The sequence below is a fragment of the Nocardia stercoris genome, from assembly GCF_003696265.1.
Classification (GTDB): Bacteria; Actinomycetota; Actinomycetes; order Mycobacteriales; family Mycobacteriaceae; genus Nocardia; species Nocardia stercoris.
The window spans coordinates 1-12195 of the sequence record NZ_RFFH01000036.1; the positions used below are offsets into that span (position 1 = coordinate 1).

Annotated in this window: 8 protein-coding genes; 5 read left to right on the top strand and 3 right to left on the bottom strand. The window is 66.3% G+C overall.

Annotated features, from left to right (window positions below; genetic code table 11):
• Positions 1-180: 180 nt before the first annotated feature.
• From EBN03_RS33245 to EBN03_RS33260, 3 genes are all read left to right on the top strand, one after another.
• Positions 181-840, top strand: coding sequence for a YcnI family copper-binding membrane protein (locus EBN03_RS33245; protein WP_122192140.1), 660 nt, complete (start codon positions 181-183; stop codon positions 838-840).
• Between the two features lie 825 nt (positions 841-1665).
• Positions 1666-3816: an MMPL family transporter gene (locus EBN03_RS33255; protein ID WP_122192142.1), complete on the top strand. Its 2151-nt coding sequence runs from the start codon at positions 1666-1668 to the stop codon at positions 3814-3816.
• Positions 3817-4134: 318 nt separating this feature from the next.
• The gene (locus tag EBN03_RS33260) at positions 4135-5166 is read left to right on the top strand and encodes an alcohol dehydrogenase catalytic domain-containing protein (protein ID WP_233608812.1); all 1032 of its coding nucleotides are present in this window, start codon (positions 4135-4137) and stop codon (positions 5164-5166) included.
• Positions 5167-5304: 138 nt separating this feature from the next.
• On the opposite strand, the gene EBN03_RS33265 is transcribed toward EBN03_RS33260, so the two are convergent.
• From EBN03_RS33265 to EBN03_RS33270, 3 genes are all read right to left on the bottom strand, one after another.
• Entirely contained in the window at positions 5305-8589 is a 3285-nt protein-coding gene (locus EBN03_RS33265; protein ID WP_233608810.1) for a BTAD domain-containing putative transcriptional regulator, read from the bottom strand.
• 356 nt (positions 8590-8945) lie between these two features.
• Positions 8946-9077 (bottom strand): SDR family oxidoreductase, encoded by a 132-nt coding sequence (locus EBN03_RS35965; RefSeq protein ID WP_199743083.1) that lies wholly within the window; start codon positions 9075-9077, stop codon positions 8946-8948.
• Complete coding sequence (locus EBN03_RS33270; protein WP_199743084.1) at positions 9037-9663, bottom strand: SDR family oxidoreductase; 627 nt, start codon at positions 9661-9663, stop codon at positions 9037-9039. The genes EBN03_RS35965 and EBN03_RS33270 overlap by 41 nt, the downstream gene beginning before the upstream one ends.
• A gap of 101 nt (positions 9664-9764) precedes the next feature.
• On the opposite strand from EBN03_RS33270, the gene EBN03_RS33275 reads away from it, so the two are divergent.
• The gene (locus tag EBN03_RS33275; RefSeq protein ID WP_122192143.1) at positions 9765-10637 is read left to right on the top strand and encodes a helix-turn-helix domain-containing protein; all 873 of its coding nucleotides are present in this window, start codon (positions 9765-9767) and stop codon (positions 10635-10637) included.
• Positions 10615-11688 carry an alpha/beta fold hydrolase gene (locus tag EBN03_RS33280; RefSeq protein ID WP_233608811.1) on the top strand — a complete coding sequence of 358 codons (1074 nt, stop codon included), beginning with the start codon at positions 10615-10617 and terminating at the stop codon, positions 11686-11688. Before EBN03_RS33275 ends, EBN03_RS33280 begins: the two co-directional genes overlap by 23 nt.
• The last annotated feature ends 507 nt before the right edge of the window (positions 11689-12195 follow it).

Sequence of the window (12195 nt, forward strand, 5' to 3'; positions counted from 1 at the left end):
ACTCGCTACGACAAGCTCGCCGTTCGTTATGTGGCGACGGTCCATGTCGCTGCGATCAATCAATGGCTGCGACACGAGTGAGGGCGGGCCGAACGGCCCGCCCTCACCACTTCGAAACACTGCCTAGCAGCCGGGTGCCTACGCGCGCCAGGCCGCACTCCCCGCAGAGGAACCGCTGCCATGCCCCCGATCCGCCGCCTCCTGACGATCACCCTCGCCGCTGCCGCCGTGGCCGCGGCCACCGCCGGTACCGCCGCAGCCCACGTCGAGGTGTCGGCCCCCGACGCGACCCGGGGCGGGAACGCGGTCCTGACCTTCCGGGTCCCCAACGAGTCGGCCACCAACAGCCCCACCGTCGCACTCACCGTCCAGTTCCCGGCACTCACCGCGGTCGACTACCAACCGATCCCCGGCTGGAAAGCCACCACGAGCACGGACAAGAACGGCAATGTCACGGCCGTGACGTGGACCGCCGACCCCGGAGTGGGAATCTTCCCGGGCCAGTTCGGCCAGTTCCAGGTGCTCGCCGACAACCTGCCGGACCAGGACACCGTCACCTTCCCGGCGACGCAGACCTACAGCGACGGCGAAGTCGTCACATGGTCCCAGCCGCCGAACAAGAACGGCTCCGAACCCGAACTCCCCGTCCCCACATTGACGCTGGCACCCAAGCACAGCGACAAGGCCGAACCCACAGGCCGCGACAGCACCGACCGCACGGCCCGATGGCTCGGCGGTATCGGAATCGGCGCTGCCGCATCGGCATTGGGAGCTACCGCCGGGCTGCTGTTCCGCAGCCGCGAGCGCGCTCGACAAGGCAGTCGGCGCGGAATGAATTAGTTGGGAGTTTGTTGGGGTCCGGTCCGATATGGCCGGACCTTCGGCATTTCTGGGGTGGTCTAACCTGCGCTGATGTGCCCCCGGCAGGACACGTAAAACATGGGCAACTGGGAAAGCCTGGTCATCGTGGGTGTGTATCAGATCGAGCAGCCAGGGCGGCCGCACTCGGAATGAATAGCTGTTCCTATCCTGGTAGTGCCTGTCGACGGCGGCTGAATCCTGTATTCACGTGCCGTCGACAGCGCCCTGGCGGGGCTCGATGAGGGTAGGAATGGTTCTGGTCAGCGGTTTTCGTGGGGGACACTGTGGTCGAAGCGGATTCGGGGCGGGCTGTCAGTGGGCGTTGCTGTATCACGGGGCGCAAGTGCGGCAAGCGTTCGAGCTCCGGGAATCCTCGCGCAGCGATGAGGACAAGCTCGCATCGTGGCCGGCGGCGTTGTCCGGTCGAGTTGCGCGACGACTAGTTGCGCCCAGCGCTGCTGGCGCGGTGCTAGCTGACCCTCGGCGTGGCGTACCAGCTCACGCTGCCGCACACGCGCCACGAGCGGCTCGGCGACTTCCGGGTCCTGGTTCTCGATGAACCACAGCTCATTCCGGTCGGGTCCGCTGTGCGCGGGAGTGAACCGGGTAGCCGACGCACTTGTCTCCGCGGCGCCCGCGTCCAGCATCACCGCGTGTGCGGCCGGGAACGCGATCAGGTGTAGGGGACGTGTCAGGCGTATGTCAGGTCGATATCAGCCGGGTTGACGACAGTGGTTCCCGTAACGAATCCAGCGCCCGGGCTGCCACGGCGACCGTGGCCGGCGATTAGGAAAGGAAACCCCAATGTTCGCTCTAATGGGGCGCATTGCCGTCAACCATCCGTGGAAGGTGATCGTCCTCTGGGTGCTCGCCGCCGTCACAGTGGTGGGACTGGCACCGAAACTCTCTCCGACCACCGACCAATCCGCCTTCCTCCCTTCGCACTACGAATCCATCGAGGCGATGGAACTACAGCGGCAGGCGTTTCCAGACGACACCACGCCGGCAGCGCTGATCGTGGTGGAACGCGGCGACGGATCCGCGCTCACAGCGAAGGACTCCACCGCGATCGCCGATATCACGAACGACCTGTCCGGGATCGGTATCAAGGGCGTCACCGGGATTCAGGCTACGTCGCCGTCGCAGAATCGGTTGATCCAGGTCATAGCGGTGCAGATGGTCAAGGTCACGGATCCGAGTGACAAGACGCAGACCGACGCCGTGAAGAAACTGCGAGACGAGTTGAAGCACAAGGTCGACGGCACCGGGCTGAAAGCCGGCATCACCGGCACCGCCGCGCAGACCCTCGACCAGACCGAATCCGGCAACAAAGGGATGGCCATCATCGGCATCGCCACCGTCGCGCTGATTCTGGTGCTGTTGCTGGTCATCTTCCGTAGCCCGATCATCGCGCTGCTTCCGATCCTCACCATCGGCGCCATCTCCAGCACAGTCGGCGGGCTGATCGCCTTGGCGGCCAAGACCTTCGACCTGAAGGTGGACAGCTCGGTCAACTCGCTGCTGACTGTCGTGCTGTTCGGTGTCGGTACCGACTACATCCTGTTCCTGATGTTCCGCTACCGGGAGCGGCTGCGTGCCGGTGAAGATTCCAAGACCGCCATGATCAGCGCGGTCACCCGGGTCGGCGAGGCCATCACCTCCGCCGCGGGCGCGGTGATCATCGCCTTCATGGCGCTGACGCTGTCCACCCTCGGCATGTTCCGCGCGCTCGGCCCGGCGTTGGCCATCGCCGTCGCGGTCACCATGCTGGCGGGGCTGACCCTGGTGCCGGCCATCGTGTCCAAGCTTGGCGCCAAGGTGTTCTGGCCGTCCAAGGCCTGGCAGCGGGAACCGAAGGGTGTGCTGTTCGCGGCGCTCGGCCGCGGGCTGGGCAAGCGGCCCGGAGTGTTCGCCGTCGCATCCGGCGCGGTGCTGATCGCCCTGGGCGTGGCGGCGTTCGGCTTCCACCCGACCTTCGACATGAGCTCCGGATCCACCTCCGACACCGCCGAATCCTCGTTCTACGGAAAGGAACTGCTGAAGGGCATGCCGGCCGGCGCGACCCAGCCGTCCCTGGTCTACCTGCGCTCCGACGCACCGCTCACCGATGCGCAACTGGGCGCGTATCGGATCGCGCTGGCGGGTACCCCAGGTATCGGAACCGTCAGTGAGCCGCGGGTAGCGAACGGTGGTGAGGTCGCCGAGTACCAGGTGGCGCTCAGTGCGGAACCTGAATCCGACGCCGCGCTGGCGACCGTCCGCGGGCCGCTGCGGGACACCGCACACGCCGCAGCCCCGGTCGGCAGCATCGCCTACGTGGGCGGCATGACCTCTGTGTACGTCGACTTCCAGGCGGCGATGAACCACGACTACAAGATCGTGTTCCCGGTGGCGGCCATCCTCATCGCCGTGGTGCTCGCCCTGCTACTGCGCAGTGTCGTCGCACCCTGGTACCTGATGGCTTCGGTGGGTCTCGGCTTCGCCGCCACCCTCGGCGCGGCGGTGCTGGTCTTCCAACACTTCCAGCACAACTCCGGCCTGATCTTCAACCTGCCGGTGGTCATGTACATGTTCGTCGTAGCTCTCGGCACCGACTACAACATCCTCATGGTGGCCCGCCTCCGCGAGGAATCCCGCGAAGGCAACACTCCGCACGAGGCCGCCGCCCTGAGCGTCCGCCACACCGGTCCGACCATCGCCGCAGCGGGCATAATCCTGGCCGGCAGCTTCGCCTCGATGATGTTGGCGGGCAACACGATCCTCTCCCAGATGGGCTTCGCGATCTCGGTGGGCATCGCCATCGCCGCTTTCGTCATGGCCATGTTCTTCACCCCGGCCATCACCGCGATCCTCGGTGAGCGTGCCTGGTGGCCCAGCCGCACCACCCCCAAGTGGAACCGCCGGCACGACGACGAATCCGACTGGAAGGCATCGGAATACAGCTACAACCGGTAGTCGTCTACTTCTTCGACCACGCCAGGACCGGCGGCCCGATGGGCCGCCGGTCCTGGCGTTCATGAGTCCAGCGTCCCTCGCATCATTCGGCAACTGGGTGAGCGCGGGTGGGGCGGCGGGGCTGACTCGTCCTCGGGCGCGGGTGGATTCGAGTCTTTGAGGGTGTCTTCGATACCCGTTCCCGCGTAGCCGAATTGATAGCGGCCGGGGATGGCGGCAGTTCGTGACTTCCGGCGCTGATGCCATACGCAAGCGGATGTCAGCTCGGTATCAGTGCGATATCAGCGCCGTCGGACATCGTCCATAATCGTGACGGAAATGAATGCGACGATGCGGGCCGCCTACGTCCCGGCGGTCGATGCGATGTGGGAAGTGCGGGAATTGCGGAGGCCGGAGCCCGGTCCGGGCGAGGTGCTGATCCAGGTGCGGGCGAGCGGTATCTGCTACACCGACATCTGGTCTACCACCGGGGTGATTCCGGTGGGTGTGCCCGGGGTGGTCGGGCACGAGACGGTCGGCGAGGTCGTCGCGGTGGGCGACGGGGTGCACTCGCGGGTGGTCGGTGACCGGGTTGCGACGACCTGGATCCTGCAGACGTGTGGCCGGTGCGAGTATTGCCGGCGCAACAAGCCGGTGAGCGGGGTGGCCGGGTTGAGTTGTGCCGCACCCAAGACCAGTGGGTTCAGTGTGCAGGGTGGACATGCCGAGTACCTCGCTGCGCCGGAGGCGGCGACGGTGTTGTTGCCGGAGGGTTTGTCTTTCGAGCTGGCCGCGCCCGTGGCGTGTGCGGGTTACACGACCTGGAGTGCGCTGTGCGCGGGTAATCCGCGGCCGCACGAGCGGGTCGCCGTGGTGGGGATCGGCGGGCTCGGGCATATGGCTGTGCAGTACGCGAAGGCGGCCGGGTTCGAGACGATCGCCCTCACGCATTCACCGGACAAGCACGCGCTCGCGCTGAAACTAGGTGCGGACGAGGTGGTTTCGGACGGCCGCGAACTCGCGGCGATAGGTGGCGCCGACATCATTCTCATGACCGGCAACTCCAACCGCGCGGCCATGGACAGCCTGCACGGATTGCGCCCGGAGGGCCGGATGGTGCTGATCGGCCTGCCGCACGACACCGACTTCGTCATTCCCGGGCCGGAGACCGGCATCAATTTCGTGGTCAACCGCAACCAGATCATCGGCGCGACGCACAGCGGCTTCGAATACCTCACCCAGGCCCTCGACTTCGTCGCCACCGGCAAGGTGACACCGATGATCGAAACCTATCCACTCGCACGAGCCACCGACGCCTACGAACGCGTAGCCAGCGGCGCCGTACGCTTCCGCGCCGTTATCACCTACTGAGACCAGCAGACTCGGCCGCGACCGGTCGGCATCGATCATTCGGACTCGGGTACCGGTCACGGCCGAAATATGGCGATGGACATGGGGAGCGGCGTCGGTTCGGGATGCAGACGCCGCGACCTCGGTCGCGTGCCATGGTCAGCAAGCGAGTGTGGCCGCGGCCAGCTCGTGCCAGTTCGCCTGCGCGCCTTCACTCGTGGCCTCTGCGAACCGTTGTTCACCCAGGCTACGTCGCGTGGCCTGCTCGATTCGCGCCAGATCCGGCTGGGATCGATCCGGCAACCCGCGCACGCCCGCACTTGCCGCGAGCAACCTCGCGGCCTGCTCGTGCTGGTCACCGCGTAGCGCCAGGTCCGCGATCCCGATGAGTATCTGCGCGATCAGGGGCGCATGCCCCGCCTCGGACGCCGCGTCGAAGGCTACGGCGCGATGTTCGCGGGCTTTGTCGAGGTTGTCGGCGAGGTAGCCGAGCAGGTCGTGTGTCACCGCCCGGATACTTGCCCACTCCGTGTCCAGAACGGTTGTCGCGATGTCGAGTTGGCGGTACGCCTGCTCGGTGTCGCCGTTCCAGCGCGCGAGTTCGGCCTTCGCCAACGCCAACTCGGCCAGCGCGTTCGGCCAGGCCACCCGTTCCGCGAATCGCTGTGCCTCGGCCATGGCGGCCGTGCTCGCCTGCGCATCATCGAGCAGCCAGTACAGCTGGGCCTGCCGCGCCCGCGCCTGAACCACGTCTTCGATGGCGCCGATCTCGGCGGTCGCCGCGATCGCCTGGTCGAAATGCTCGCACGCGGCGGCGAACTCGCCGCGCATAGCGATTCGATTCGCCAGCTCGGTCAAAACGTACGAGATCCCCCACCGCTCACCGAGCGCCTGAAATTCAGCGAGCGCCAGCTCGAGATTCTCATCCACGTCCTGCCCGTCCTGGCCGAGCATGATCTGGACCTTCGCGATATGCAGCCGACCCAGTGCGCGTGCCCACGGGTCTTCGTCGACGAGCAGTGGGTCGAACGCCGGGAGAAAGTCATCCGGTGTCGTCTCCAACATTCGTTTCATCGGGGCGGCAAATCCCAGCAGCGTGTAGCGGTGCCGGCCGTGCTGAGTGATCTGGTAGGTCTTTTGGATCCACTCTTCAGCCTGGTATTGGTCACCTCGATCGAAGGTTCGCTTTCCCCGATAATATTGACGGGAATATCGACGCCGCGCGGTCGTGAACATCATGCCGAGCGAATACACCGTGGCCCGGGTGGCCTCGTCCACCTCGCCGGGCAAAGCGGCTGCTGCGGTGATCAATTCGATGCCTGTGGCCTTGTGCCCTCGCAGCCACCAGTACCAGCCTGCGACCGCCGCCAGCCCCATCGCCCCGGCTGCGTCCCCGGTCTTGAGCGCGCCGTGCATAGCGGCAGTGATGTTGTCGTGCTCGGCCTCGAGTACGGCGAGCCACAGCAATTGCTCGGATTCACGCAAGCGAGGTTCGGCAGTCGCGCAGAGTGCGGTGAAGTACGCGAGATGCGCACGCCGGACCACATCCGATTCCTCTGCCTCCGCGAGCCTCTGTTCGGCGTATTCCTTGATCGTGCCGAGCATCCGATAGCGTGGCGCTCGCCCACCATCGGCGAGCACCAACGATTTCTCAGTCAGCGCAGTCAGCAGCTCGAGCACTTCCCACCCCTCGACCGCCGTGTCTTTACCGCCCGCCGCGCCCGAGCAAACCCGTTCGGCCGCTTCGAGACTCGCACCACCGGCGAAGACCGAGAGCCTGCGCAGCACCATCCGCTCTGAGTCGGTGAGCAGCTCCCAACTCCAGTCGATCATGGCCCGCAGTGTCCGATGCCGGGGCAGCGCGGTACGGCTGCCGCCGGTCAGCAAGCGGAACCGATCGTCGAGCCGGTCGGCGAACTGATCAAGCGACATAGTGCGCAATCTGGCCGCGGCCAATTCGATTGCCAGTGGCATGCCGTCCAGTGCCCGGCACACGCGCGCCAAGGTCGATAGCGTGTGGACGTCGGTCGCGAGGTCCTTACGCACCGCGCCGACTCGATCCCGCAGCAACTGCACGGCCGGAGAGGACTCGATCTCGCCGGGATCGGCGCCCACCGCGGGCACGACCAACGGCACGACCGGGCACAGTGCCTCACCGGTGATACCGAGCGGTTCCCGGCTCGTCGCGAGGATCCGCAGTCCCCGGCACTCTCCAAGCACTCGATGGGCGAAGGCCGCCGCGGACTCGATCACATGCTCACAGTTGTCCAGAATCAGCAACATCGCCCGCTCGCGGATCGCGGCAATCACTCGATCCGTCGGCCCCGCGTCCGATGCTCCACCGAGCAGACCTTCCCGCAGTCCGAGCGCGGCGAGAGTCGCTTGCGCCACATCACCGTCGGAGCCGATGGCCGCGAGTTCGACTACCCAGGCCCCCTCCGGCAGGTCGCCGAGCAGTGTGTGCGTGGTTTCACCGGCCAGCCTGGTCTTCCCCGATCCGCCCGGCCCGATCAGGGTGGTAAGCCGATGTTTCGCGATGAGTTCGCGAACCTCGGCGACATCGGAATCCCGGCCGACGAAGGTCGTCAGCTCGGCACGCAAGTTGGTCCGGCGGCCTTCCTCCTCCCGCCCCAACTCTCCCCTCAGCAACGCGACATGCAGTTCGGACAGCTCCGGTGAGGGGTCTACGCCCAGCTCGCCGGCCAGGGTAAGTCTCGTGCGCTCATACACCCCCAGCGCCTCGGTATCACGACCGGTTGCGACGAGGGCACGCATCAACGCGGCGACAAGCCGTTCCCGCAATGGATGTTCGGCCACGGCATCGGCGAGTTCGGTGACCAGACCCGCACCGCGGCCGAGTGCGATCTCCGCATCGAACCGATCCTCCAACGCGGTCAGGCGTAACCCTTCGAGCCGGCCGACCACCGCATCGAACGCCGCACTTCCTTCCAGACCGACGCCCTGCAGAGCGGCACCGCGCCACAAGGTGAGAGCCTCGCCCAACAGCTGAGCCTGCTCCGATTCTTCACGGCCGCGGGCCTGTTCGACAAGCCGTTCGAACCGTATGGCATCGACGGCGTTCGGTTCCACGATCAGCCGATACCCACCTGGCTGCGCCTCGACAGCCCCATCCGGCAGCACCTTGCGCAACCGGGATATCAACGCCTGCAAGGCATTCGTCGCATCAGATGGCGGCTGCTCGCCCCAAATCCAGTCGACCAACCTCGTTTTCGAAACCACACGACCCGGCTCCAGCGCGAGCGCAATCACCAACCCACGTAACCGGGTACCCTGCACCTCCACGGAACAGCCGTCGCCCATTCGAACCGCGAGCGGTCCAAGCATCCTGATCTGCACCGCTCTATTGTCCCGTTCTGGCTGGCAGGTCGCCTCGCTGTCCGGCTTGCCGATGATCACCGCCCCCTCTTCATCCCGCATCGCCATCTGACGACACCGGCGACCCCCAGCAACCGCAATATCGGCGGAATTCTGCAGTTCAGAGTGAGTAATATCAATGGATTCTGTCGTTCTGGCCAGTTCCAGCAGACGCCCTTTCGGATCAATGTTGCATCGGAGTTTTCGCTGGCACCTGCGGCGGAGCGCCAGTCGTGGTCTCGGACGATCCGGTGGAGGTCGGGGATTCCAGTGTCGATGGCGGGCGCAGTGGTGCGCCGTCGTCTCGCTGACTGCCCTACGAGCGCCGAAGCCTTCGATGCCCGACCGGAATGGGACATCGAACAGGACTTCGGTGATCTCGACGGACACCCCGGTCATGGTGCTCTGACGATGGATCCGCCCGTTTACACCAGGTGATGTCCGCCGTCGACATGGATCACGGTGCCGGTGATGAATTCGTTTGTCATCACCGCATGGAAGGCAGCGGCGATGTCCTCAGGACGGCCGATGCGTCCCGCGGGCAGTTTCGCGGCCATCGAGGCATGGCGTTCTGCTTTGGAGTCGGCGGCGAACTGGTCCCATACCCGCGGTATCCACCCAGCCGGGGGAGACGGCGTTGACGCGCAGCGGGGCCAATTCGAGCGCCAGTGCGCGCACCAGCCCCTCCAGTGCGGCGTTGGCCGTGGCGACCATGGTGCCGCCGATGCCGGGCCGGTAGGCGGCGATGCCGGAGGTGACGGTCAGCGAGCCGGTCAGCGTGCCGGCGTGCTTGGCGACCAGCCAGGGTCCGAGCACCTTGATGTCGATGACGGTGCGGGCGTCGGTGAGGGCGAAATCGGCCAGCGGTGCGTAGCCGCGGCTCATGTCCACGGCGGTGACAACGACGTGGTCGAGCGGGCCGAGGTCGGCGAACAGGCGCTGGACAGAGTCTTCGTCGACGATGTCGACCAGGTGGGTCTGCAGCCGCTCCGGCGTACCCAGTGCGGTCGCGGCGGCATCGAGTCGTTCACTCGAGCGGCCCGCGATGGTCACCTGCTGGCCGGCGGCGAGCATACGGGCTGCGAGCGCGAATCCCATGCCGGAGCTTCCGCCGATGATCAGAGTGTGCGAAATGTCGGTCATGCCATTCACTGTCGGTCCGCACCGCGTAGCTGGGGAGGCCGTGTGTGGCCTGGTCCTGACAGGGCCAGCCCGATCAGCGCCGGAGCGGGCAGACTGAACGAGTGAGTGAACGCCGTGTCCTGGGGGACTTCCTGCGCGCCCGCCGTGACCGCATCCAGCCCGCGCAGGTGGGGCTGCTGGTAGAGACCGGCCGGCGGCAGACGCCCGGCTTGCGGCGCGAAGAAGTAGCGACCATGGCCGGGCTGAGCGTCGACTACTACATCCGCTTGGAGCAGGGCCGCGACACCAATCCGAGCATGGCGGTCCTCGACGCGCTGGCAGCGGCGCTGCGATTGGACGAGGACGAACACGCTCACCTGTACAACCTGGCCCGGGGGGTGGCCGGACGGCGGCCGCGGCCGCGGGCGCCGCAAACGCCGGCGCGGCCGGGGCTGGTGCAGCTGCTGGAGTCGGTGCGGCCGACGCCGGCGTTCGTGCTGGATCAGGTGAGTAATCTACTCGCGGCCAATCCCGAAGGGCTGCGGCTGCTGTCGGGTGTCGGGGATTGGGAACCGGCGGACCGCAATCTGATCAGGTACGTGTTCACCCATCCCGAGGCGCGTTTCGTCTTCGAGGACTGGGAAGGCATGGCGATGGACTGTGTCGCGCACCTGCGCACGGTGCAGGGCAACGACCCCGGCTCGCTGGCGCTGGCCGCGCTGACCACCGAATTGTGCGCGGCCAGCGCCGAATTCGAGCGGTTGTGGGCGCACTACGATGTGCGCACCAAGCGTGGGGCCCGGCGGGTATTCCGGCACGCGGGTTTGGGGCGGTTCGCGTTGACCTCGGAGATCTTGTCCACGCCGGACGGTCAGCGGTTCGTCGCGTTCCAGGCCGCACCGGACAGCCCGGATAGTGACGCGCTCACCCTCCTGGGGCTTGTGGGTGATGGTGTACCGAGCTGCAGCGAGCATGCCGAGCGCGAAAGGCCGTGACAGAAGCCAGGGTTCTCGTGGCCGGTTCATCGGCAGGCAGATGTGTCGCCGCAACAGCCGAGACAACCGGTGGCCGACCGCCTGCGTGGCCGGGTCTGCCATCATCCTCGATCCTGGCGGCGTTCTGCCTTCAACTCGATCATCACACGGTGCGTCCCTGACCTGCAGGGACCTGAGGAGAGACGGTGCCCTAGTGACCGAATTTGTGGAATTGTCCGGTGGCCGGATCGCGTGCGACGTGCTCGGGGAGGGGCCGCTCGTACTGCTGGCGCACGGCATCGGTGACCATCGCCAGGCTTACCGGGACGTGGCGCCCCGGCTGGTGGCGGCGGGCTACCGGGTGGTCAATATGGATATCCGCGGGCACGGCGAGTCGTCCCTGGACTGGGTGTCGGAGACCGGGCGGGCAGCTATCAGCCGGACCGATGTGGCGCGGGATATGGTTGAGGTGATCAAGCATTTCGGCGGTCCGGCCGTGGTCGTCGGACACTCGATCTCCGGGGGCGCGGCGACGATCGTCGCTGCCACCGCACCGGAGTCGGTCGCGGGCATCGTGGAGATCAACCCGTTCACACTGGTCCAAAAGTTCGATGTGCCAGGTTTTTTCCGGGTGCGCCGGTATCGGCAGGGGATGCTGCGGCTCGGGCTGGCTGCGACGGGCAGCCTGCGCTGGTGGCTGCGCTACCTCGACGTGGCCTATCCGAGCAAGCCCGCCGACTATGCCACGTACATGGCGGAATTGGCGGCCACGTTGCGCGAACCGGGTCGGATGGCGGAATTCATGAAGACCGGCAAGTCCACGCCGGCCGACGCGCAGGCACAGTTGCCCAACGTCGGCTGCCCGGCGCTGGTGATCATGGGCACCTCGGACCCGGATTTCGTCGATCCGACGGCTGAGGGCGAAGCGGTCATCTCCGCGATGCCGCCCGGTGTCGGGCAACTGGCGACCATGGCGGGCGGCCACTATCTGCATTCGGAAAAGCCGGAGGCCACAAACGAACTCATCGTCAGCTTCCTCGAAACCCAGGTGCCGGAACACCGGATCGGCTGACGTGACATATCCACCTCAGGCGTGTGGCCGGCCCGCAAGCGCGGTGCCGGCCGTTCTGCCACGCTTCCTGTCCCAGACCACGTACCGATCAACACCCGCCGCGCGCCGTCCGTCCACTGTTGAGGCTGCTCCGAGGGCGGCCGGTCCTGATTTCGGCGGTTGGCTGATCCGTTTGCCCATGTTTCATGGTTCTTCGGGGACTTCTGCCAGGCAACTGGGGCCTCCCTGATCCACGACCGGAGTGTCTCGTGAGCAGTTGGCGAATGCCGTTCGAACGCGAACACCCGCGTCGCCATGAAACCTGACCTCCAGGACGCCGATCGAACTCATCGACAGCCAAGCAGAGCACCGACAGCGCCCGTTCGCAGCCCGAGGCGCTATGAACCGTCACGGATTTGGGACCGGCTTCGGATTCAGACCAGCGCCGGTCGGCGTGGCGATTGTTGAGCGTAGTACGCGGCCTCGTATTCGGCCGGGGTCAGGTAGTCCAGCCGAGAATGCAAGCGG